The 24,406-nt window shown below is 43.3% G+C and carries 22 protein-coding genes and 1 pseudogene; 5 read left to right on the forward strand and 18 right to left on the reverse strand.

Annotation, left to right across the window (positions count from 1 at the left end; translation table 11 throughout):
• Positions 1 to 23: 23 nt before the first annotated feature.
• Positions 24 to 545, reverse strand: a complete 522-nt coding sequence (locus ACNOGP_RS18485) for an HU family DNA-binding protein (RefSeq protein WP_007758995.1) — start codon at positions 543 to 545, stop codon at positions 24 to 26.
• 214 nt (positions 546 to 759) lie between these two features.
• On the opposite strand from ACNOGP_RS18485, the gene ACNOGP_RS18490 reads away from it, so the two are divergent.
• Entirely contained in the window at positions 760 to 990 is a 231-nt protein-coding gene (locus ACNOGP_RS18490) for a DUF4248 domain-containing protein (protein ID WP_007754094.1), read from the forward strand.
• Positions 991 to 1,079: 89 nt separating this feature from the next.
• Complete coding sequence (locus ACNOGP_RS18495; RefSeq protein ID WP_418213460.1) at positions 1,080 to 3,191, forward strand: BT4734/BF3469 family protein; 2,112 nt, start codon at positions 1,080 to 1,082, stop codon at positions 3,189 to 3,191.
• A 77-nt stretch (positions 3,192 to 3,268) separates the two neighbouring features.
• On the opposite strand, the gene ACNOGP_RS18500 is transcribed toward ACNOGP_RS18495, so the two are convergent.
• From ACNOGP_RS18500 to ACNOGP_RS18565, 14 genes and pseudogenes are all read right to left on the reverse strand, one after another.
• Positions 3,269 to 3,571 carry a helix-turn-helix domain-containing protein gene (locus ACNOGP_RS18500; RefSeq protein WP_143868786.1) on the reverse strand — a complete coding sequence of 101 codons (303 nt, stop codon included), beginning with the start codon at positions 3,569 to 3,571 and terminating at the stop codon, positions 3,269 to 3,271.
• A gap of 357 nt (positions 3,572 to 3,928) precedes the next feature.
• The gene (locus ACNOGP_RS18505; protein WP_017142324.1) at positions 3,929 to 4,111 is read right to left on the reverse strand and encodes a hypothetical protein; all 183 of its coding nucleotides are present in this window, start codon (positions 4,109 to 4,111) and stop codon (positions 3,929 to 3,931) included.
• A gap of 98 nt (positions 4,112 to 4,209) precedes the next feature.
• The gene (locus ACNOGP_RS18510; protein WP_007754083.1) at positions 4,210 to 4,344 is read right to left on the reverse strand and encodes a hypothetical protein; all 135 of its coding nucleotides are present in this window, start codon (positions 4,342 to 4,344) and stop codon (positions 4,210 to 4,212) included.
• Between the two features lie 127 nt (positions 4,345 to 4,471).
• Positions 4,472 to 5,848, reverse strand: coding sequence for an MFS transporter (locus ACNOGP_RS18515; protein WP_418213461.1), 1,377 nt, complete (start codon positions 5,846 to 5,848; stop codon positions 4,472 to 4,474).
• A gap of 10 nt (positions 5,849 to 5,858) precedes the next feature.
• Positions 5,859 to 6,665, reverse strand: coding sequence for a glycerophosphodiester phosphodiesterase family protein (locus ACNOGP_RS18520; protein WP_270540249.1), 807 nt, complete (start codon positions 6,663 to 6,665; stop codon positions 5,859 to 5,861).
• 128 nt (positions 6,666 to 6,793) lie between these two features.
• The gene (locus ACNOGP_RS18525) at positions 6,794 to 8,128 is read right to left on the reverse strand and encodes an IPT/TIG domain-containing protein (protein ID WP_418213462.1); all 1,335 of its coding nucleotides are present in this window, start codon (positions 8,126 to 8,128) and stop codon (positions 6,794 to 6,796) included.
• A gap of 37 nt (positions 8,129 to 8,165) precedes the next feature.
• Positions 8,166 to 9,422 (reverse strand): ComEC/Rec2 family competence protein, encoded by a 1,257-nt coding sequence (locus tag ACNOGP_RS18530; RefSeq protein ID WP_418213463.1) that lies wholly within the window; start codon positions 9,420 to 9,422, stop codon positions 8,166 to 8,168.
• Positions 9,423 to 9,473: 51 nt separating this feature from the next.
• Positions 9,474 to 10,961 carry a RagB/SusD family nutrient uptake outer membrane protein gene (locus tag ACNOGP_RS18535; protein ID WP_418213464.1) on the reverse strand — a complete coding sequence of 496 codons (1,488 nt, stop codon included), beginning with the start codon at positions 10,959 to 10,961 and terminating at the stop codon, positions 9,474 to 9,476.
• Between the two features lie 23 nt (positions 10,962 to 10,984).
• Complete coding sequence (locus ACNOGP_RS18540) at positions 10,985 to 14,479, reverse strand: TonB-dependent receptor (protein ID WP_418213465.1); 3,495 nt, start codon at positions 14,477 to 14,479, stop codon at positions 10,985 to 10,987.
• Positions 14,480 to 14,655: 176 nt separating this feature from the next.
• The gene (locus tag ACNOGP_RS18545) at positions 14,656 to 15,618 is read right to left on the reverse strand and encodes a FecR family protein (protein ID WP_418213466.1); all 963 of its coding nucleotides are present in this window, start codon (positions 15,616 to 15,618) and stop codon (positions 14,656 to 14,658) included.
• 67 nt (positions 15,619 to 15,685) lie between these two features.
• Entirely contained in the window at positions 15,686 to 16,282 is a 597-nt protein-coding gene (locus tag ACNOGP_RS18550) for an RNA polymerase sigma-70 factor (RefSeq protein WP_418213467.1), read from the reverse strand.
• Between the two features lie 38 nt (positions 16,283 to 16,320).
• Positions 16,321 to 16,557: pseudogene (locus tag ACNOGP_RS18555) on the reverse strand (AAA family ATPase); the annotation flags it as partial.
• Positions 16,558 to 16,682: 125 nt separating this feature from the next.
• Positions 16,683 to 17,939 (reverse strand): outer membrane beta-barrel protein, encoded by a 1,257-nt coding sequence (locus ACNOGP_RS18560; RefSeq protein ID WP_287668966.1) that lies wholly within the window; start codon positions 17,937 to 17,939, stop codon positions 16,683 to 16,685.
• A gap of 6 nt (positions 17,940 to 17,945) precedes the next feature.
• Positions 17,946 to 18,494 carry an RNA polymerase sigma factor gene (locus ACNOGP_RS18565; protein ID WP_007758964.1) on the reverse strand — a complete coding sequence of 183 codons (549 nt, stop codon included), beginning with the start codon at positions 18,492 to 18,494 and terminating at the stop codon, positions 17,946 to 17,948.
• A 176-nt stretch (positions 18,495 to 18,670) separates the two neighbouring features.
• Between ACNOGP_RS18565 and ACNOGP_RS18570 the strand changes: the two genes are divergently transcribed.
• Positions 18,671 to 19,390, forward strand: a complete 720-nt coding sequence (locus ACNOGP_RS18570) for a NigD-like protein (protein WP_143868760.1) — start codon at positions 18,671 to 18,673, stop codon at positions 19,388 to 19,390.
• Between the two features lie 99 nt (positions 19,391 to 19,489).
• Here ACNOGP_RS18570 and ACNOGP_RS18575 read toward each other — a convergent pair whose 3' ends face one another.
• The gene (locus ACNOGP_RS18575) at positions 19,490 to 20,170 is read right to left on the reverse strand and encodes an MIP family channel protein (protein ID WP_143868758.1); all 681 of its coding nucleotides are present in this window, start codon (positions 20,168 to 20,170) and stop codon (positions 19,490 to 19,492) included.
• Between the two features lie 122 nt (positions 20,171 to 20,292).
• Between ACNOGP_RS18575 and ACNOGP_RS18580 the strand changes: the two genes are divergently transcribed.
• Complete coding sequence (locus tag ACNOGP_RS18580; RefSeq protein WP_418213468.1) at positions 20,293 to 21,216, forward strand: DMT family transporter; 924 nt, start codon at positions 20,293 to 20,295, stop codon at positions 21,214 to 21,216.
• Between the two features lie 74 nt (positions 21,217 to 21,290).
• On the opposite strand, the gene ACNOGP_RS18585 is transcribed toward ACNOGP_RS18580, so the two are convergent.
• Entirely contained in the window at positions 21,291 to 22,217 is a 927-nt protein-coding gene (locus tag ACNOGP_RS18585) for a hydrogen peroxide-inducible genes activator (protein ID WP_007754061.1), read from the reverse strand.
• 138 nt (positions 22,218 to 22,355) lie between these two features.
• On the opposite strand from ACNOGP_RS18585, the gene ACNOGP_RS18590 reads away from it, so the two are divergent.
• The gene (locus ACNOGP_RS18590; RefSeq protein WP_418213469.1) at positions 22,356 to 22,832 is read left to right on the forward strand and encodes a Dps family protein; all 477 of its coding nucleotides are present in this window, start codon (positions 22,356 to 22,358) and stop codon (positions 22,830 to 22,832) included.
• 320 nt (positions 22,833 to 23,152) lie between these two features.
• Here the strand turns inward: ACNOGP_RS18590 and ACNOGP_RS18595 are convergent, their stop codons facing one another.
• Positions 23,153 to 24,367 (reverse strand): IS256 family transposase, encoded by a 1,215-nt coding sequence (locus ACNOGP_RS18595; RefSeq protein ID WP_121765586.1) that lies wholly within the window; start codon positions 24,365 to 24,367, stop codon positions 23,153 to 23,155.
• Positions 24,368 to 24,406: the final 39 nt, after the last annotated feature.

Raw genomic sequence — 24,406 nt, forward strand, 5'->3', positions numbered from 1 at the left:
TTCCCAAATTAATGTTAGTACTATTATTCTGCCGGGTCCGGAGCTTCTCCGTTGTTGTCCGATCCGCCATCACCGGAACCGCCGTCACCTTTATCACCACTACCTCCGTCACCGTTGCCGCCGTCGCTTCCATCGCCCGACTGGGCAGCCGCGCGTGTACGCACTTGCTGATAACTAAGAATCTTCAGCAATTCCGCCAACTGTTTTCCCGGACGGAAAATGATATGCGCTCCCTTGATCATCGAAGTGGCGAACTCCTTAACCGACTCTGCTCCCTCACTGGTCAACCCGATCTGCAAACTGCCCAAATCACCCAGCCGCACAATACGCCCCGCCTTCAACGAACGCTTCGCCTCATAAAGAATACCGGAAATCGAGGCACGCACATCCGTTTCCGTACAGGTGGAACGACTGGTGATCGCCTCACACAACTCTTCAAAATCCAACTCGCCCGCCGATTGCGCTTGGGCATAATACTTAGCCGGTTCATCCTTTTTTGCAGGATTCTTACGCGGTACTACTGAATAAGAAACTGTCATTGCCATACTAAAATAATTTTAAAGTTTTTGTACATTCGAAATGCATTTCCTTCTTGTTAACGACACAAAGATACAACCTCTTCCACACTCCCTGTTCCCCAACGAAGTTTCTTGATCTCGAATGAAGTTTCTTGATTTCCAATGAATAAAAGTGAGGTTATTCCTTTCCCAAACCGTTTATTTTCAGTAACTTTATAGCATACAACAAGAACAATCAGTTATGAATAACAAAGAAAACCTCTTCATCATCCGCACCTATACGAAAGCAGAGCTGGCACATCTTTACAACCCTACCGTATGTATCAAAGTTGCCTTACAAATTCTCCGGAGATGGATCCTCTTCAACCTCCCTCTCCTACACGAACTGGAAGCGGAGGGTTACCGTGCACGCAACCGCCTGCTCTCTCCCAAACAGGTGGCCACCATCGTGCAATATCTGGGAGAGCCCTGAAAGAACTTTTCACTATTTTCCCGAAAGTTTCGTTACATCTCGCTGCAAAAGAGTTATTTCGCAGCCGACTAAAAAAGTAAACTAAAGAAATGAATCAATTCAACATTTTTCTTGACTTCTATCGCATCATAGCAGAAATGACCGAAGAAGAAATCGTATCTGCCATCGGTAGTGCAAAGTATCGTAACATAGTAGAAAGCGTACGACGCACCTTCCTGGAGCAGGGAGAGAAAGCTGCAAACGAAGAGAAGAAGAAACTGCCTTCCGTCACATTCTCCGCCAATTATCGGGGTGGCCGTTCCAATGCGACCCTTGTCAAATATCTGGGATATATCGTGATAGATATAGACCATTTGAGTAAAGAAGAGTTAGCGCGTATCCTGCAAACGGTGAGAGCGTGCAGCTACACCCGAATCGCCTTTATCAGCCCCAAAGGGATGGGACTGAAAATCATAGCGCACACACAACGGCCGGACGGGACATTGCCCGACACCATTCAGGAAATAGAAGATTTCCACAATGCAGCCTACAATAAGGTCGCTTCTTTTTACTCCCAACTTTGTCAGACCGAGATTGACACCTCCGGTCAGGATGTGGGGCGTACCTGTCTGTTGTCATATGATCCGGGCATCTATTTCAATCGTGACGCCACTCCCTTCATCGTGGAACAGCCCCCTCTGTTCTATAAAACGCAAAAGAAGAAGAAAACACCCGGAAGGAAAAAGCAGGAAACGGACAACAATCCGGTCAGTGAAGAGACCGCACGCAACTATCATTCCTCACACGCTTCATTAATGGTGACCCTGAACTACTATCACAACAAGTCGGAAAAATACACCGAAGGAAACCGCAACAATTACCTGCATCATCTGGCGTGCAAATACAACCGTCACGGCATTCCCGAACAGGAAGCGGCAGCTTTCATAAAGAGCCTGTTTACCGACCTCCCGGCGGAGGAAACGGATTCGCTGATTGCCAGTGCTTATGCACATACGGAGGAGTTCAACACGAACAAGCTGAACAGTACCCAAAAACGAATGCTGCAAATAGAACAGCATATCAGCGAGTGTTATGAGACGCGCTATAACGAGTTGCTCCACATCATGGAATATCGCCGGAGGGTTTCCGAAACAGAGCAGCCGGATCCTTTCCGCATTCTTGACGACAGGATGGAGAACAGCATTTGGATGGAGATGAATGAGCTGGGCTATGCCTGCAACGTGAAGATGATTCAGAATCTGATTTACTCCGATTTCAGTAGCAGCTACCACCCTATCCGCAAGTATTTTAAGGAGCTTCCCGAATGGGACGGGATAGATTATATCCGTATTCTGGCGGACAGTGTCCGTACCAACCACCAGAGTTTCTGGACGGAGTGCCTGGAGCGTTATCTGGTAGGGATGTGCGCTGCCGCCACCCAAGACGATGTCGTCAACCACACCGTGCTTTTACTATGCAGCGAGGTGCAGAATATCGGCAAGACAACCTTTATCAACAACCTGCTTCCGCCCGAACTGCGCACTTATCTTTCTACCGGCCTTATCAATCCGAACAGTAAAGACGATTTGGCCAAAATAGCGCAATCAATGCTTATCAACCTTGACGAATTCGAGGGAATGAGCGGGCGCGATCTGAATACATTCAAGGATCTGGTGACCCGCAAAGTAATCAGTATCCGTCTCCCGTACGCACGCCGTTCGCAGAACTTCCCACACACCGCCTCCTTTGCCGGAACGTGCAACTATCAGGAGATTCTTCACGACACGACAGGCACCCGACGCTTCCTTTGTTTCCATGCCGATTCCATCGAGTTTATCAAAATCAATTATACTCAACTGTATGCGCAGATAAAGCATTTGCTCAACACTCCGGGTTATCAATATTGGTTCACGCAGGAGGACAACAACCGGATCGAAAAGAATAATGAAGATTTCATTTTCCATTCACCGGAAGAGGAGCTGGTACTCACCCATATCCGCAAGCCGGAACGGTTTGAAAAGGTACAGTACCTCACTGTCAGCGAAATTGCCGAACTGATCCGTGAGCGTACCGGTTATCAATATTCCATCGGAGCGAAGATCCAGATTGGCAAAGTAATGGTTAAGCATAATTTTGAGTCTAAAAAGGGAAGAAATGGAAGAAGATATGCCGTATTTATCATTGCCCCCGAACAGGTAAAATCGAACAGGCTATACGAATAAGAAGAGCGACCCATGATTGGGTACAGTAGCTAATAAAAATGCAGAGTTGTCAAAGATAACTCTGCATTTTTTTATCCCTACAAATTCATCGAAAATTCGATTCTACACCCTAAGGCATTCATTATCCGATAAAAAGTAGATACCTTAGGTTCAGTCTGACCACTCTCCACTCGGGATATATAAGAACGATCAGAACCTATACGCCGGGCTAATTCAGCTTGACTGATTTTAGCCTTCTTCCGTGCATCCTCAATAATCTGCCCTGTATAAAAAGCATAGGCTTTCTCCTCTGCTTCCGCACGCTCAGGAGTTCCTTCTGCACCAAATTTCGCATCAAGAACTACATCATAATCTACTAGCTGATGATTGTTTATCTGCATAATACTCCTTTCTTAATATCTTTGCTTTTTCAATCTCTTTTTTAGGTGTCTTTCCATACTACAAATATACGAAACGTTGTTCAACTATACAACAAAATTTCCTGTTTTTTATCTATTTTCATTCTATTTACCAAGAAAGTGTGAGAGGTGTGAGAGAGGATTTGTAACATTTGTATTTTTTTTAATTGAATATATAGATAATAGAATTAAATAATAGAAAAGTAGAAAGTTGAAAACTCTCTCTCACACCTCTCACACTTTTGTATTCTCTTTCTGAAAAAGACAGCGGGAAATCTGAAAAAGCCCACCGTCTTTTTCAAATTTCCCGCCACGTTTTTCTCAATCCAGCAACCTGGCTTATCCAAGCCAGTCAAACTCCTCTTCCTTACAGCCCTCTATCTCTCCGGCATGTATCTTCTTCGCATAAGATACCAGTGTCTCTACCTTAAGTACCTTGCCAGTTTTCGGGCTAATCACGTCTATCACAGTCGCTAAATAACGGATAGTCTGTTCGCTATTAGCAGTTCCATTGAAAGTCAACCTCTTCTGATCAATAGCCCGCAGAATAATGGCGATGAATCTTTTCGGATCTCCCAGATATTCTATGCTAGCAGGTATCTCCGACTTCGTTTCCCGAATCAGTTGAGCGGATATTCTTTTTTTTGGTCGATCAGCCCCATCAATTTTGCACTTTGCGCATCAATCTGTGCGCTTACCTCACTAAGTTCGTTTTTCAACGAACAAAATAACTCATCGTCAAATACGTGTTTCATAAAACAATCACATTAAATTATTAAATAAATAAAAACTATTCCGGGAAGACTTATAATAACTCTCCCCCGAAATAGTAACTAATACTTCGAAAACTAAGACTTTATTTTTAACCTAATGTACTCACTTTTAATCCACTTCTTTCGATTTCGCATTCCAAACCAATAAGGCAAAGAAAACAGATAGTAAAGCCGCACCAATCCAGAACCAATTGATATAGGTAAAGTCGTAAACCTCCACTCCATTTTGAACCGTCTTCTGACCTTCTATTAAAATGCCACTCATCACATCTTGCAATCCGGCTCCGATATAACTGGCGATACCGACTACTCCCAAAGCCGCTCCGGAAGCATTACGGGGAGCAATATCGACAGCCATCAAACCACCTAGAAAACAGATGAGAACTCCGATACCCAACCCGAAAAGAACCATGGCCAACACATCTATCCAGAAGTGTACGCCCGGAACCAATAGGAACAGGCTAAGTGCAGAAACATTCATCAATCCGAATATCAGCGCCGGAACATTTCGACGACCACCAAACAGCTTATCAGAAATGACTCCCGAAAACATGGTGCCGATAATACCACAGACCGGACAGATGGAAATAATGAAACTGGCATCCAACGTAGAATATCCTTTTTGCGCTTCCAGATAAAAAACGCCCCAGCTATTGATGGCATAACGGCTGATATACATAAAAGCACTCGAAAGAGCCAGTATCCAGATAGCAGGCATCAACAATACCTGTCGCTGCGCCTTATTAAAATCGGCCGCTTCCGTGACGCTCATCTCCTTTTTCTCTTTGGGAATATTCACAGGAAGAAAGCCCTGACTTTCAGGAGTATCATGAAAGAACTTCCAGACGATCAATGCACCAATCAATCCCACGATACCTGCCCCAAAGAAACCGTAACGCCAACCCAGTACACTGACAATAGACGCAATAATCAGAAAGGTCAATGCTTCACCGATATTGTGGCTGGCAGACCAGAATCCATAATAGGAACCCCGTTCCTTATCCGTAAACCAACGGGAAAGTCCCACTACACAAGAGGCAGCTCCCATAGACTGAAACCAACCGCTGATCCCCCAAAGTATAGCGAACAAAAGAAACGAATGGGTAAAACCTAAACAGAGGTTAACCAAAGCCGTGACCAATAAACCGGTAGTCATAAAGCGATTGATATTACTACGGTCGGCAAGAAAACCATTCGTGAATTTCCCAATGGCATAAGTGAAGAAAAGTACCGAACCAATAATTCCCAGTTCTGTTTCGGAGAAGATCCCTTCATCTACGATAGGCTTCTTCACGACATTCAGGCTAAGACGACAAACATAGTACATGCCGTAACCGAAAGTGGCTGAAAGGAACGTAGACCATTTCAGGTATTTCAGGCGACGGGCATCGGAAAGAAGATGCTGCGAGTCGGGTGAAGACAAAGCTTCCCTGTTACAAGGTCTCGGTGAGGAGACCTTGTAAAAATTGATAAGCTGTTTCAACATGTTTATTCTATTATGGATGAAGATTCTTTTTCTTCAAATAATGAAGAAGTTCACAGGGGCGGTCTGTTTGGATAAGACCTATGTTCTGCTCCAAGATCCACCCCCAACTCTGCTCATACTTCTGCTCTTCAACGGCCTTATCATCGTCATGTCCACCGCATAACTCCGGCCACATGGCATTTACAAAGACCTTTGCCCCACTATCACGTACCCTTTTTATTAACCGTAATGTCTCCTCCGAATCCTTACTAAATACCAGTTCGAAAACAGCAGGTTTCAGATTACTGATATAACCGTCGATAATAGCCTGTGCTTCCGGCTTGTCCAGATTGACAACAGGCATAAAAGTCATCTTTTCAAGCACTTCGCCGTGCTCACCCGCCACTTTCTCATATGGAAAATCAGATTTGATGATACACTGATTGGTTGTACCGGTCTTTTCCAGCACTTGATAAGCTTCCTGAAAATAGTCATATCCTTTATCTACATTAACCAGAATTTTACCTTTACACAGATTCATCACCTCTTCCAAGGTTGGAATGAGATGAGCAGTCTTATGTCCGGCTCCATTTTTCAAACGCAACTTCTTTAGTTCCGCCAGGGTGTAATCTTGTGGCAATCCTTTCCCGGTTGTTGTACGATCAATCTTTTTATCGTGCATCAGAATTAAATGCCCATCCTTGGTTTTCTTCAAATCTATTTCCACCATATCCACTCCCATCTCAATACAATTCTGAATAGCTTGCAAGGAATTTTCGGGAGCGTTGCGCCAGTCGGCACGATGCGAAACGACCATCACCGACTGCCCATCTATCATCTGCAGTGCTTTGCTCACATTCTCATCAGACTGTTGTGCGCACGAGATAAAAGTACACCACACCAACAGGCAGCTACATAAAAATCTATTTTTTATCATGTTATTCTTTCTTTGATTGATATTAGTCATTAAGGTTGCATAGGACCATCCTCTACTTTACGGATAGCATGGTTGGAATAATCGGCTATATACAATGCTCCATCGGGACCAAACTGGCAACCTTCCGGATTATTAAATTCTGCCTGTGAAGCGATTCCATCTGTCATACCTGCCTTATTTTGTCCTGCATAGGTTGACACTTCACCGTCGGGAGTGATGACCCTGATACAATGGTTTCCCCTGTCGGCTACATAGAAATTACCGTCCTCGCCCACATCACCCTGTGACGGTTCGTTAAACTTGGCAGAAGTACCTGTCCCATCGGCATATCCTGTCACCCCAAAAGAGCCGGCTAACAACTTCACATCGCTAAATTCTCCAGTAACAAGATCGTAATTTGCCTTATATATCACATGATTCTTACGTGAAACAAAATAGGCGGTCGTACCTGACTTATCAAATGCAATTCCATTGATATTCCCTTTGCTTGCAGCCGCTCCAGAGGCATCCGGAAGTTGACATTTAGGGATAAAGTCCGTACCATCATACTGATATATCCATGAACCGGAATGATATCCGATAAAGACAGCCCCGGTCTTCGGGTGTACTTTCACAGTTGTAATGCCGCCCTGCTCCCATAGTGAAGTCAAATTCTCAAACTTATTTCCGTTATTGGTCATTGTACCGAATCCCATAATTCCATCCGCATTACTATCATTAGCTATGTACATTGTATTCTTATCCAATGAGAAGTCGATAGCCCGTATCCGTTGCACCAACGGGCTTTCCGTAGCTTTCAAGAGAGTAATCAGCTGATTATTCTTTGCTACACGAATACATGCCATATCATCTGCCACACTTGCTCCGTCCTCAACAATATACAAAGCATTCTCTTTCCCCCACGCCAAAAAACGAGGCTTGGACAAGGTAGCCATAGAAAAATCCCCATCTGTCTCGCCACTGCCTTTTCCTCCTAAATAAGTGGATACAACCTGATTAGATACATACGTAAAAGACTGATCATAAATCAATATCTGCGCATTGGGCCTCTCACCGAGAATGACCCTCACCAACCCCGAACTGGTGCCTTTCTGCACTTCAGCTGTGATTACTTCATTGGTGACTGTTTTCACCAATGCTTCTTTTCCATTTATGGTCACTTTAACCTGATTCGGATCTGTGCCAAAATTAACTCCGTTCAAGGTAAGCAACGTGTTGCGACTACCCATTACAGGAGAGAAATCTGTCACTTCTGCTTTCTGACTCTGCGGCTGATCATCATCACTACAAGCACAAAACGTGATAAATATCATAAATAATACCGCTATCGGACCTCTTTTTACTATATAATTGATTGTTTTCATTGTTTCTTATCTACTATAATTCAACTTCATTTCAATGTTATTTTGCAGCTTCCGAACAGGATGCCGAACGACAGACATAAGGACCGTATATCTGCTTAATTTTACGTTTGGTATTGCTATCCTCCAAAATATAAACATAATATTCGGCACCTCCCGGCAATACCCGGACAACAATATGCCCTTGCTTACTTTTCATCTTTTCCACATTCTTGCCAATCACTATTTCAGCAGCAGGATGCAAATTAGTAGCAAACACATCCCTCTTTTCGGGATATATCTGTTTGGAAAGCATCCGGTCCAATGTAGAATGATTGGGATGCAGGGCATCACTTGCCTGAATGACAAATATCCGCGGAGACAGAGTGGAAATAAAAGTATCATTAGTGGCATTATTGTATCCATGATGATTCACGCAACATACCTCCGTGCGCCCCACAACGGAAGCCATCTGTGTTTCTACATCATGGAATCGGCTTCTTCCCGGTTTAGGATAGCCGGTCACATCTCCTCCGGTATAATACGAAAACTTGCCGTATGTGATTTTCAGCGCACAACTCAACGTATTCTCTTGCGGAATATCATACTTTTCCAGTGTACTAAAATCAGGAAACAGGTATTTCGTCTCTTGTTCTTTTCCTGTCCACAGCCAGCCATTGGCATAGAGGTTCTGTACACTGAAACTCCCGGCATAACGGATGGAATCATGCAAGAGTTTGAATTGATTCTCCACTCCCGGCCGGAATTGCTCCACATGGATTCTACGTTTCGTAAAATGTAAAAAATTGAAGTAATTCTTTATCATTTTATCTTCTGTATTAACTAGAAACTTATAGTCCGGAAATCCCCTGTCCACCAATTTATTGATCCGGATATTTTCCGCCACGGTTATTATACCTGTATTATAATATCTGCCCGATTCGTTCTTCGTCTTGAATACACCTCCCATATGGTCGCTATGGAAATGAGTAATCAACGCATAGTCCAACTGCTGATTCTGATCGGGTGCCATCGCTTGGATGTAATCCACGATCCATTCGCCGGGAGTACGACCGGCATTAGGTTTGGGCAATACATGCCGGGAGTTGTCGGCTTTATTTTCTCCTGCGTCTACCAGCATTGTGGTACCGTCGGGAAAGATGATATAAGCACATTCTCCACAGCCTGTATTAATATGGTGAATGTCCATATATCCTTCTTTCCATGCAGACAAGGCCTCTCCCACTTTCTGCGCGAAAGAGGAGGCTACAGGAAGAAAACATAAAAGCAATACAATGATTGTTTTCTTTATTTTCATCTTCGTGATTATACTTATTAGGTTTTCGTAACCGTATACAATTATATCAGCTTAGTAACCTGGATTTTGAGGAAACTTATCCGGATTGTTGCGCAAGGTCACTTCACTATTGGGAACCGGAAACAACAGATCGTCTTGATCTATAATAATCCCAATCTTGGACAGTTCATTGATTGCATTTCCCGAACGGATAAGGTCGAACCAGCGTTGCATCTCCATCGGGAATTCCAAACGACGCTCTAAGAAAATAGCATCTCGGAAGGCATCCTGATCAGAAAGTTGATTACCCGTGTATGCTCCGCCAACATAAGAACGTGTTCTGACATCGTTCAGTGCCAACAGTGCCGGACTGGTTGCGGAATTGTCGAAAGAAACTTCATTGCAAGCTTCGGCATACATCAACAGTACATCCGCCCAACGAAGTATCGGAGTATTGTAACCGTATTGTTCTAACGAACTTTGAATATCAGCATATTTCACCAACAGGTTATTATCGGTATTGGTACCTTTCATACTTCGCATCAAATCAGCGCGACGGTCGGTAGAACTGTATATACACTTGGCTGTATTGGTCAGTTTAAAGACTTCGTTCAAGTCTGCCTGATTAGAGTGATATGCCAACGCATTACGTCCCTCTCCTGCAATATCTTTGTCGAAAATAACTTCAAATAGGATTTCCTTGTTCATCGTTTGCGGTGACCAACCGGCATAGTTTTTAAAATCGGAAGCGGAACTTCCCGGTGCCGGTGCTGTACTGAACACATTGGCAATATCAGGTAATAATGTATGTGTACCAGCATTATCTGTGTTGATAAGTTCGCCCAATGTCTGCTTGGCCGCCTGCCATTTCTTCTCCTGAAGATATACTTTACCTAAAAGGGCCTTGGCTGCCAATGAGGTGGCACGCCCAGAGTTTTTCCCGGTAAATACTTTCGGCAAGTTATTCACATCCGAAGCAAACAACAAATCAGTTTCTATAGCCGTATAGATGTCCGCTACTTTATTACGTTCACATTCTGCAACCTCTGCTGCTGTCAACGGAGTAAGAATCAGAGGGGCATCTCCCCAGAAACGGACAATATTGAAATAACACAACGCCCGTAGAAAACGTGCTTCAGCTTCGTACTGGAGTTTCAGTTTGTTCTCTTTTACTACGTCAACGTGGTAAATCACATTATTGCAACGATAGATCGTTTCATACGTTTTTTGCCATACACGACGGAATATCTGATTGTCTGACTGTGCAGTAAATATTTTAATGCTATATTCCCGTCCCGCATTCCCTCCAGTATTGGTAAACGAACCTAAATCGTCCGAACGAACATCTGTCATCAATACCAGATTGTTTTGATACATGGCACTTGTCTGTAAGTTGGCATAAGCAGCGGTAAGCGCATATGCTATATCTTCTTTATTCTTGTAAAAGTTTCCGGTAGTCCCGGTATTTCCTTGCGGTTTCTCATCCAGAAAATCGCTACAGCCTGATAATGAGAACAGAGCAACGGTTATGACACATAAATTGGTTAATATCGTTTTCATATCTTTCATTTGTATTTTTTATTTTACAGACTAAAGTTAATTCCCACCACAAAACTTTTCGACAATGGATAGGTACCATAGTCAACTCCCTGCATGATGGGACTGGAATTAGTGCTGACTTCAGGATTGTATCCGCTATATTTAGTGAATGTAAACGGATTGAATGCTGATCCGTAAATACGCAGATTACTTATTCCCATCCGCTTCAACAAATGTTTAGGGAGTGTATATCCTAATGTGATTTCACGAATACGCATATACGAACCATCTTCAATATGCCAGGTAGAAATAACAGAGTTCATACCTGTTGCGCTACGATTCGCTTTATATACACTGCCACTGCCCGGGTCATCTTTCGACTGCCAGCGGTCTTTTGCAAGAGCTAACTGGTTGGCATTTCCTTCCATATTAGCCAAGTAACGACGATTGATGTTGGCAATCTCATTTCCATAGACGCCTTGTAAGGAAAGGCTAAAGTCAAATGACTGATAGCGTAGTGAGGTAGAATAACCATACGTGAAATCGGGCATATAGTTTCCGGTTATCTGCTTGTCGTCGGCATTGATGGTGTCGTCTTCTCCCAACTTCTTAAAGCGGAAATCACCGGGTTGTGCATTGGGTACAATAATCCCATTGGCTACATCGGTCTCAATCTCTGATTGATTTTTATATACTCCGTCAGTGACATAAGTGTAATAATTACCAATCGGTTCGCCTACTTTGGTTATGAAATCAATCACGCTGTTCGCTTGAGTGACCATTTCCGTCGCACCTCCCAACGATTTTACTTTATTACGGTTCATGGCATAATTAAAGCTATTGGTCCAGCGCACTTTGCCTAACTTTAGATTGGTTCCTAAAGTGATTTCAAGTCCTTTGTTCTCTACTTTTCCTATGTTCTGAAGGATCGTAGAGAAACCGGAAGCTTCCATCACAGGCACATCCAGTAACATATCAGAAGTCATACCTTTATAAATATCGACTTCAATATTCAACCAATTAAGCAAACCGATTTCCAAACCTAAATTCACTTGGGAAGTTTTCTCCCAACTCAGATTGGGATTACCATAAGTGCTCTCTTTCGATCCGATACTATACACGCCGCCAAATACGTAATTATCACCATTTACAATGCCATAGGAAGCATAGTTACCAATACTCATATTTCCCGTTTCTCCCCAACTGGCACGAAGTTTCAAGTTAGTCAGCCAGGAAGACAGCGGCTTCATAAAGTCTTCTTCTGTCACATACCACGCTCCGGACACGGACGGAAAATATCCCCAACGATTATTTTCTCCAAAACGGGAAGAACCATCAGCGCGGATGGCTGCCGAGAAGATATATTTGTCCGCATAGCTATATTGTGCCCGGGCAATACCTGAAAGCAAGGACCAGGCTTCTTTATTCGAGTCGTATTTAGTGGCTGTAGAATTACTGGGTATCGTATGCACCAGGTCGTTCATCGGAAGATCTGTAGCCGTAATTCGATTGGCATTACTCTGATATCGTTGAGCGGTCCATCCGGCCAATGCACTTATGTTATGCAGTTTGTTTATTTTCTTTTTATAGTTTAATGTATTCTCCCAAACCCAGGTATATTTATTTTTAGTCCGTGATTCTCCAGTCGGGTTGGAGGGTGGAGTACGGTTTGTTGAGTTAGGTAAAGCTGCCGGACGGTAGTAATCGCGCACATAATTATTATAATTCCAGCTTCCTTGCATTTTATAATTTAATCCTTTCAGTATTTCATATTCTGCATATGCGGTTCCCAGCATTTGTATGGAGGTCATCTGGTCTTCAATAAGTGTAGCCACGGCTACCGGATTATTCAATTTGGATTGTCCGTAGCTAGTGTTATTATGTTCATAATTAAATTCACCGTTCTCATCGTAAATCGGATAAATAGGGGCTGCTCCCAATGCCAGTGACAGTACTCCGTCATCTCCATATCGTCCTTCGGTATTCACCAGGTTATAGATATTCCGGGTCAAATTAATGTTTCCTCCAAATTTCCAACGATGATAGTTCACATCTACTTTGGCACGGAATCCCATTTTCGTAAAATCAGAATTGATAACTATTCCCTCTTCATTCTGATAGTTTCCGGAAAGCATATATTTTATATTTTTATTTCCTCCGCTTACGGACAAGTTATGTTTCGTAATGAAACCCGTACGCAATACAGCATCCTGCCAGTCTGTATCCACCAATCCTTGCTCACCTTTCACATAAGGAAGTATTTCCGGGGGAAGCATCCATCCTTGATTTTCTACAATACTTCCGGTTTTTAAATTATTCCAACGTTCCTGATTCGTTGCATACGGATTATATAAATCAGCTTTGCCCGCTGCCCGCAATTGGTCATAGTAAGTATTGTTGTGACCGTCGAATACGAGTTGGGCATACTCATAGGCATTGAGCACGTCGATTTTATCGGTCACCATCTGCGCACCTGCATAACCGTTGTATTTCACAACCGGCTTTCCCTCTTTTCCTTGTTTCGTGGTGATGATGACAACGCCATTACTTCCTCTCGAACCGTAAATGGCGGCAGCCGAAGCATCTTTCAGTACTTCAATAGATTCAATATCAGATGTCTCGATGGATGCCAATGGGCTGACTGTGATACCGGTAGCGTCTCCTGTATCGTCACTCAACGGCACTCCGTCAATAACATACAACGGAGAACTCCCGGCAGTTACTGTTCCTACCCCACGCACTTTGACTTCAAAACCTGCCCCTGGTGTACCATTGGGTTGAGTGATTTGCACACCTGCCATACGCCCGACCAATGCCTGTTCAATACTTGTTGCCGCAACGTCTGCAATATCCGATGCACGGATGGAGGAAATGGCGGTGGACACGTCTCTCTTTCTCTGAACTCCATAACCAACCACTACTACTTCATCAATCATCTTACTATCTTCTATCAATGTCACTTTTCCGGTATTTTGGCTTTTAACAGGAAGAGTGACTGTCCGATAGCCGATATAGGAAATGGTTAAGGTAGCCGATTCGGGAACATTCATCAATGAATAATATCCGTCAATATTGGTGATCGTACCGTTATTCTCTCCTTTCACCTGAACGCTGGCTCCGATGATGGGTTCTCCTTTTTCATCAACCACGATTCCTGTCACTTTCTTTGTCTCCTGTTTCTCCGATGACTTACGAAGTAAAACAAGTACATTATCTTTCTCTTGCCTATAAGTCAGTTCCATTCCGTTCAACAGTTGATTCATCGTCTGTTCTACTGTTGCGTTCTTTACATTCAGAGATACTTTTTGATCTAACTCGGGTAGATTTTCATTGTAGAAAAATTTGTAGCTACTTACTTGCTCAATCTTCTTTAAGGAGGCTCTTAAAGACAAATTTTTCAAATTAACCGTTATTTGAGAATAAGCGGCAAAAGAGATGCTTAGAAACAATAGCAGGCATACAGCCCGTAGTGTTCTCCTGTTCTTACTTCTCTCCCCGTGGGTTTGAGGGAGATTTACAAGGTGTTTTCTGTTTTTCATATATCCAAACTTTTAAGTTGTTTGATAGGTATACAGACTGCTATATCCTCCCGTCCAAGCGCCTATCAATCTTTAACTCTTGTTAACCAATTCAATCCTGTGAATAAAAAAGCCATTCCTTAGAAGTGAAATTCCGAAATGGCTTTTTATTACTATTTGAGATAATACTTATCTATTTATTTCTCTTTTAAAACAATCACCGAACCATCCATCTCATAATAGAAAGGTGAAGTTAGCATCAAAATATTCAAAGCATTCTGTATACCGCCAGCCGGAATAGTTCCCGTGAAGTATTCTTTAGGTAGTTTACCGGAATCGAAGCGGATCTCTACGTCATAAATACGTGAGAGGGTTTTCATGATATTTTCCAAAGATTCTTTCTCAAAGTACATATTTCCTTTTGTCCACTCAATGTAATCACTCGGATGCACTTGGGTGGTTGTTATCTTATGAGTGACTTTATTGTACTCAATTTTATCTCCGGGCTTCATTATATGTGAGGTTGCTTGCACATAAACACCTACTTTCCCTTCCAACAGAACAACTGTCACATCCCTGGAGTCTTCATAGGCGGATACATTGAAAGATGTACCAAGTACTTTCACTTCCAAATCACCGATTTGCACGACAAAGGGATGTTTCTCATCATGGGCTACTTTAAAATAGGCTTCACCATTCAGTTGCACACGACGAACTTTTTCTCCGAAATTATTCAGATAACTTAATTGGGAAGCTGAATTGAGCACGACATTCGTGCCGTCCGGCAATTCAATAGTCGCTTTGTCCCCTTTATTGGCTTTCACCACAAAGGGGGCTTCCATTGTCCGGGAAGAATCTATAAGATAGTAGGTAAAAAAAACGATACAGACAGGTAGAAGCATAGCGGCAACCCATCTCCAATAATTCGGGCGAATGGTTCTTTTTTTCTCTTTTCCTTGTGTCTTTTCTTTGATACGTGCAAAGAGTTTATCACGCAGTATCGGGTTGATATCGGTATCCGACCGGGAGAATTCATCTTCCCACCAGTCCTGCAACCGACGGTCGTTCTTTATCCAGCCGGACAATTCCTTTATTTCGTCATCCGTTATATTTCCTTCGAAATATTTTTCAATCAGTTCCTTATAATATGTCTTATCCATCTTCTTGCCTACTTATTTACTAGTATACATTTTCATCTTATCCTTTATCTAAAAGAGCAGGTTATAATTACATTTCATTAACACAAAAAGCGAGCAAAAGCGCAATTATCTTATCGTAATGTTTCATCAACTGCTCGCGCATAAACTTTACCGCCAAAGATAGTTGGGTAGCAACCGTACTTTCGGAAATTCCCATTATCTCGGCTATTTCCTTATTTGTATAATTCTGACGCTTGCTTAATATAAAGATTTTCTTGCGTTGTGTCGGCAATTCTTCCGCCAAAGAATCAATATAGTCGTTCAGAAAACGCAAATCGATGTTATCTTCGGTTTGCGAATCACGGTCTACCCCGTTTTTCATCAAGTATTCATTGTAAACATATTCAACAGTCTGACGCTGGTACATATTCATCAACAGGTTCTTAGCTATCGTACAGAGAAAGGATATGAATGAAGCATCGGAGTCTACTTTCTCCCGCACTTCCCATATACGGATGAAAGTGGACTGCACTATCTCCTCTGCCATATATTGATTGCCGGAAGACAACCGCATAATGAAATTGTACAGTTTACCACTATACATATTATACAATCTTTCGAATGCTTGAAAAGAACCGTCTCTTAAATCTATTAATAAATGTTTTTCATCTGTTGAATCCACCATATCCTAGAATTTTGCAACATTACACTACTTTATATTCGCGTGTATAGGTTCAATAGTTTATCAAAGTTTTTAATAGTCAGATAACCGCTTTGGTAAATCATCGGAAGGGGATTCTTTGTCTCGGCACGGTATTCCGCAAAACCGGAACTACCGACTTCCAACCCATCTATCAACAAACGTAAATCATAGTCGCTTTGCTTCAACAAATCCACAAGATATGTGGGAGTACCGGTCTGGAACCAATAGTTATCAAACATCAATCCAGCAAAAACATTGAAAAATATCTGTATCCCAATCGGCAGTTTACGTTCCAATGTATCCATTGCATCTTCAAATTAGTATCCCACAAATATAGAGGTTATTCGATGAATAAGCAAAGATACCGCATGAAAGTTTCTATCTAATAAGTTAAACGGACACCCGCCTGTATATTGAAATTGAACGGATTCTCCTTTCGTATCGTCTGAATATCCGAACCATCATCGAAATAGTAAGCGACACCCGGTTCTACATAAATACCGATATGCTTCGTGGCATTCAACTGCGCACCCACTGCACCGGATACCGAGAATTGCAGAGGTTTCACCGTCTCCTTGTCCGAACCGAGCTTGCCATAAACACACTTCTCGACCATACCACCACCGGATACATAAAGAGTCACGAGTTTCTTATCCAGAAAATTCCAGTTGGCACGCAATGGGATACCGACATAGTGCAGCTTCTGTTCTATCTGATGTTCTTCATTTGCAAGTTTCGCGTCCGAAGAAAGTAATGTATAGGTCAGCCCCGTCTCAAGGGAAAAGCCTCTCGCCAAAGCTTTACGGACGGATAATCCGAAAGAGATGGGTTGGTGATGCTTAATGTCTACTACCCGCCTTTCCTTTTGAAGCAGATAAGGTACTCCACCCTCAAAAACCAATGTCTGGTCGTTAGGAATCTCCATCAAACCGTCTGAAACAGAAAGCATACTCACACGAGACATGTAAGGATTGATTCCTGTCCCCACTTCCGTCGAAGCCCCTCCTGAATTGCCGACTGAAAGCCCCATCGACCATGTCCCTTTTCGGGAAGTCGCTTTCTCTGCCGGAATATGATATTTATCCTTACCGGAAGGCCGGCGAGGTCTTCTGACAGTAGATCGGTCATCATTCTCTGTCTGTGTCATATCCGAACGCTTTTCTTCCATTTTTTCCGCTTCTTCCTTCACCGTAGGTTCAACTTCTTCCGAAACAGATTCAACCTCCTTCACTGCAAATTCGTCTCCTATCGCCTTATGTTCGGCAACTGCAGGAGCCGCCTTAGCCAACCGGTTCTCACGAGCCACCGGTCTCAATACAGGTTCCACGGAAGAGCCCTGTACATCCGGTCGCTGCACTCCCGGCAACGCATCGGGCATAGAAGCCAATGCCGGAGTTTGCGTATGACGTATATGATCCGCAGCAGGTGTTCCCAGAAAATACAGGCTTACGGACGAGACAACGGCCAGTAATATAACGGCTGCAGCAGCCATCATCCATCTTCGATAAGGATATATTCTCCTCTCCACAGGAGGCATAAGCTCTTTCTCCAGTTGTTCCCAACCGGAAGCAGGTACAGGCTCGGAATAATCCGCGAGCTTCTCCTTCAACTTATTCATCCACAATTCTTTCTCTTCCATCTCTATCTATCCATTATGCATTATCCATTCTTTTACTCTTTTTGCCAATACACTCTTCGCGCGAAACAGTTGCGAAGCCGAAGATTTTTCATTGATACCTAATGCTTGGGCAATTTCCTTATGCGACTTGTCTTCGAAGGTATAAAGGTTAAACACGGTACGGTATCCGACGGGCAACTCTTCGATAAACTGCATCAGCACTTTTTGCGGAATCGCCTCTACATCGGATGCATCCGGCTCTTCATATTCCTCTGGCAGCTCTTCCAAAGGTGTCGACTGATTCATCACATCGTTCTTGCGAAGATACTGCAATGCAATGTTGACCATCACTCTCTCCATCCACGCCCGCAGGGAACCTTCACCCCGCCAGGTGAACTTATCGAAAGAATCGAATATCTTTATAAAACCGTCGTGAAGCAGGTCTTGGGCAGTATCACGGTCGCCGGTATACCGAAGACAAATGCCAAGCATACGCCCCGCATACTGCTCATACAGCTCCTTGCGGGCACGGTTATTGCCTAGCCTGCATTGTTCCGACAACTCAAATTCTTCCATTCTCCTATACACGTGTTTACCTTATAAATGCAGCAAAGATAGAAATACTGCACCTAGAGAACAACTCTTTTTGCACTTTTGTTTCTTTAACAGATTCGAATGCAATATTTCCGTTCTCTACGCATTTCTCCAATACAAAGCAATAATTATAATCAATCTAAAACCTAAGTATGTATATGAAGAAATTTAAATTCATTGCCTTTATCTTTGCTATTATGACCACTACGCTGATTCTTCAGTCATGTCTGGACGATAACGACGGTCCGGCCGACCTGCTGGTTATCAGCACGATCAACAAAATCAGCCAGGATAGCAAGGATTTTTATTTCACTCTCGATAACGGTGAAAAGATGTATCCCAATAATGGTCAGGAATGGAACAGTGCAGAATTTGCAGAGGGGCAACGCGCCTTTGTCATTTTTAACGAACTGGAAACTCCCGTAAACGGATATGACTACAATGTGCTAGTAAAACAGATTAATGAAATACTTACAAAAGATATCGTCGAGATGGATGACGATGAAAATACTGAAGAGAAAATCGGAGATGATAAAATAAACACTACTGATATGCGTATCAACAAAGATAACAAATATCTGACGATTGAATTCCAATACTACGGTACGCACAGTGCAGATAAAAAACATTTCCTGAATCTGGTAATCCCCAAAGCGGAAGCCGCTCCTACCGCAGAAGACGGTAGCGGAAAGGATGAATATATCAATCTTGAATTCCGTCACAACAGTGAGGGAGACTATCCCCAGACTTTGGGTGAGGGATACGTCTCTTTCAAGCTGGATAAAATCAAGGACCGGATGGAAGGAAAGAAAGGACTGAGAATTCGCGTAAATACCCTATATAGCGGCATTAAAACTTATGAAGTAAAATTTCCCTAATCTGCTAATCTAAGATGAAAAACACTCTTTTTTTAATATATTAATTACGCAAAGAGGACGGTAGTTGTGAAACTGCCGTCCTTTTCTTTTTTTTATGAGTTATTTCTTATCTCCCAGATAATTCCATACGGCAGCGCTCAAGGCAGCTCCGACGAAAGGAGCAATGATGAATAGCCACAACTGTGACAAGGCTTCTCCTCCCTCGAACAATGCCGGAGCAATACTGCGTGCCGGATTGACAGAAGTGCCCGTAATAGGAATACATACGATATGCACCAACACCAGAGTGAGACCGATAGCAAGTCCTGCCAAATTACCTGCCCCCTTCTTCGAGTCGGTAGCACCAAGCACTACCAATACAAAAATGAAAGTAAATACCGCTTCCGCGATGAATGCCTGTAACATCTCCCCGTCACCAAAACTGTTCGATCCCGTTGCCGTAGGACCGTCATGGGCTCCGGTAGAAACCAAAGCAAAAAGAATAGCCGAGCCGATAATAGCTCCGATCACTTGGAAAAGCATATACATTCCTGCATCTTTTCCATTCATACGTCCTGTCAGAAATACCCCTAAAGTGATAGCAGGGTTAATATGACATCCCGAAATGCCTCCGATAGCATACGCCATCGCCACTACTGATAATCCAAAGGCCAAAGCCACACCTACCGTGCCCACACCGGCACCTACTGTTCCCGCCATACTGCCCGCAAAAACGGCACTACCACATCCCATAAGGACAAGTACCATTGTCCCGATCATTTCTGAAATGTACTTCTTCATAGTAAATCAATATTGTTATTTGTTTATTTTCCAAAAATAAGCAATTAAGTCTGAAAATCAAAGTATATCTATACAATTATAGCTATCTTTGCAACATTTTTTAAACAAAGGAATTATTTCAAATGAAAAAAGGACCCTTTTATGCTATATTGGCCTCTGTTCTATGGGCTATCGTCAATCCCTTTATCAAACAAGGACTGAGCTACGATTTCACTCCCATGAATTTTGCCGGACTCCGTTTCACGACTGTGGGGATTATCTTATTCGCATATACCTGGCACAAAGGAATGTGGCAGGAAATACGGCAACACAGCAAACTATTTCTGAACCTGGTGCTTATCAATATGTTTATGGGATACACGGCCTTTTATTTTGGCGTGGACTTTGTAAGCGGGGCCATCTCGTCTATCATCATGGGAATGACTCCCCTTATCAATGTATTGTTGGCTCATCTGCTCGCAAGCGATGACCGCCTAAACGCGCATAAGATTATCAGTCTCATTGTCAGCCTTATCGGACTGTTCCTTATCATCGGAATGGGAAGTGACGGCGAGCCGCTCGACTGGAAAGGAATTACGGGTATCGTGCTTCTGCTGCTTAGTATCATTTTTCAAGGCTATTCCGCCATCTCTGTTTCGGAAGATAAGGGAAAGGTGAATCCTATTTTCCTGAATGCCGTACAGATGTTTTTCGGAGGACTACTTATATATATGGTAGGATTGGGCACGGAAGGTTATCATTCTTTCATCGGAAAGCCAAGCGGATTCTATATCAGTCTCGGCATTCTCGTATTTATCTCGGTCTTCGCCTTCAGCTTCTGGTTTATCGCCTTGCAAAGCAAAGGAGCGAAAGTCAGCGATATCAATATGTGCAGGCTGATCAATCCCATTCTCGGTGCAGTACTGAGTTGGGTTATGCTGCCGGACGAATATCCCACATTCAGTACAGTGGCAGGAATGATTATTATTGTCAGCTCCTTGATTATCTATTTCAAAGGAGCTGAAATAAGCCAATGGCTCAAGAATAAAACGACGAAAGTAAGTTGATACGGCAAACACCGAGTTGACAGATTACGGCAAACACCGAGTTGACAGATTACAGCAAACACTGAGTTGACAGACTACAGCAAACACTGAACGGACTGCAACGTCAGCATTTCTTTAGGGACCGCTGATTTTATCTCTTCCTTGAGGACGCAAAGCAAAGTGTGGCGAACGAAATCTTTGCTTGTAGCCAACACAACCTGGCGTGTAGGACGCGGGATAGCGAAGGGCCGCACTAGTTTACGTTGTTCTTCCGTCAACTGCACGACAGCCAGTTCGGGGATAAACGTGATTCCTTTTCCGCTTTCCACCATCCGCATGAAGGTTTCCATACTACCCAAACGATAAGCCATCTGACTGACTTTCACCGCTTCCATCTGGCAGAAGCGAACGAGTTGGTCGCGAAAGCAATGTCCCTCATCCAACAGCCAAAGCCGTTCACCGGTTATATCGGAGGTGCGGATAACATCATGTTTGAAGGAGGGTTCTTTCTTGGATACATACGCATAAAATTGCTCGTAAAACAATGTTTCTTCCGTCAGAAAACTATCCTCCAGCTTGCTGGCGATAATTCCCGCATCCAGATCTCCGGCGTGCAAGGCCTGCTGAATATCCTGCGTCTTCATTTCCGTCACCCGAATATCCAACTCCGGATACTTCTCCATCAATTGGGGGAAGAAACGCGGAAGCAGGTAAGGAGCTACCGTCGGCAATACTCCTAAACGGAATATGCCGGACAATGATTGTTTCTCTTCACTGATTATCTCTTTCACCTGAGCTGCCTGAGCTAAAATCACCCGTGCCTGATCAATCACTTTTTGCCCGATAGTAGTAGGGCAAACGGGTTGCACGGTTCGGTCGAACAGTTTCACGCCCAGCTCGTCTTCCAACTTCTGAATCATGGCACTCAATGTAGGCTGCGTCACCCGGCAATATTCAGCCGCCCGGGCAAAATGCCGGAACTGATCTACCGCTAATATGTATTCCAATTGTTGTATTGTCATCTATCAAATTATTTAAAGTTATAGATTTCATCTATGCAAAGATAGAAATTTTCAGTTTGACAGCAAGCATTTTACGCCTTATCTTTGCAGTACAGAAAAAAAATAAAACGAGTATAAATCATTAAAAATAAAACGAATATGAAAACTTTAGAATTTATCAAACTGAATGAATCGGGAGCAAACAACGTAGTAGCATCTTTGCAACAACTATTAGCGGACTTCCAAGTATATTACACCAATCTTCGCGGTTTCCACTGGAATATCAAAGGACATAATTTCTTCGTTCTCCACAGCCAGTTCGAGAAGATGTATGACGACACAGCCGAAAAGGTGGACGAAATAGCAGAACGAATCCTAATGTTGGGCGGAACTCCTGCCAACAAATTCAGTGATTATCTGAAAGTGGCTAATATCAATGAAGTGGACAAGGTGAGCAATGGTGACGAAGCTTTGAACAGCATTCTCCAGTCTATCAGCTATCTGATCGGTGAGGAACGCAAGATTTTGTCTATCGCTTCTCAAGCCGGAGATGAAGTAACCGCTTCGATGATGAGCGATTATCTGAAAGAACAGGAAAAACTAGTTTGGATGTTGGTGGCTTATAATAGTAAGTAATTGAGATAAAAGGGCTAAGTTTTAGGTGAAAAAGAGAGGATATTTCCGCAAAAGGAATATTCTCTCTTTTTTTATTAAGAGAAAACGAAACAGGAAATCTATTAATATAGATATTAATAAAAAAGACCATGCACTAAACATTTGAGCATGGTCTTTTATATCAAAGCTTATAAGTTAAAAGAATCAAGGACAAGGAACTTCGGTTGTCCATTCAGGGGGCGTAAAATAAACTGTGTCATGCTCTATTTTCCTTTCAAACTCATCGGTCGGGGAGCGGCCAGCGCCAAGGGGCGGGACCACCCGTCCCGACGAGCGTAAAATTACAATAATTTAAATCTATCTCCAAACTTTATCGCTAATTGCCCAGCGATGGCCGCCCAATTAGCAATGGGCATGGTCCATTTCTTGCGTATGTTGCGGTAAGCGAGGTAGACAAGCTTCTCAAGGGCGGTATCATTAGGGAATACGCCCTTGTTTTTTGTAACTTTCCGTACTTGGCGATGATAGCCCTCGACAGTATTGGTGGTATATATCATGCGGCGTATATCCGGTGTAAACTGGAAGTATTCAGCAAGCCTTTCCCAGTTGTCCTGCCATGACCTGATGACAATCGGATATTTCTCACCCCATTTCTCATCCAGATTAAGAAGCTCTGTTTCCGCGGCTTCCTTGCTTACAGCGCCATAGACACGTCTCAGGTCTTTCATGAACTCTTTTTGATGTTTGCTGCCGACATACTTGACGGAATTGCGTATCTGATGGACGATACAGAGTTGGACGACGGTATTGGGGAACACGCTTTGGATGGCATCGGGGAAGCCTTTCAAACCGTCGACACAAGCTATGAGGATGTCACGCACGCCACGGTTCTGTAAATCGGTCAACACATTCAGCCAGAAGTTTGCGCCCTCATTTTTAGAGATATACATGCCAAGTAAGTCCTTACGTCCTTCCTTGTCTATAGCCAGGACATTGTAGATCGCACGGCTGACGGCACAACCTCTGTCATCCATTACCTTGTAATGAATGGCGTCGAGCCAGACTATCGGATAAACCGGGTCCAGACTCCGGGAACGCCATGCCTTTATCTCCGGAAGTACACGGTCGGTGATGGAACTGATTGTCTCGGCAGATACACGGTTACCCAGATTCTCTTCCATCCAGTCGCTTATCTCACGTGTGCTGTTTCCCAAAGCATAAAGCCCGATGATGCGGTCTGCAACACCCTCGGCAAGAATGGTCTCACGCTTCTTTATAAATTGAGGCTCAAACGTGGCATTGCGGTCACGCGGAGTAGATACGGTCACTTCACCCATGGAAGTCTGTACCTGCTTCCGCATCTTTCCGTTACGACGATTGCCACTCATACGCTCTTCATCGGAGAGATGGGCATCCATCTCGCCTTCAAGGGCCGCATTTAAAATACTCTCCAATAAGGGAGCAAACGCTCCATCCTTTCCCAACAAGGGCTTACCGGCTTTTAGCTGTTCGATGGCCTTGTTCTTGATACTTTCAAAATCAAATTCTTCGCTCATAAATAAACTGTGTTTGCAAAGTTAATATTTTATTCATTC

Origin of the sequence: Bacteroides difficilis (genome assembly GCF_048319815.1) — a bacterium.
Classification (GTDB): Bacteria; Bacteroidota; Bacteroidia; order Bacteroidales; family Bacteroidaceae; genus Bacteroides; species Bacteroides zhangwenhongii.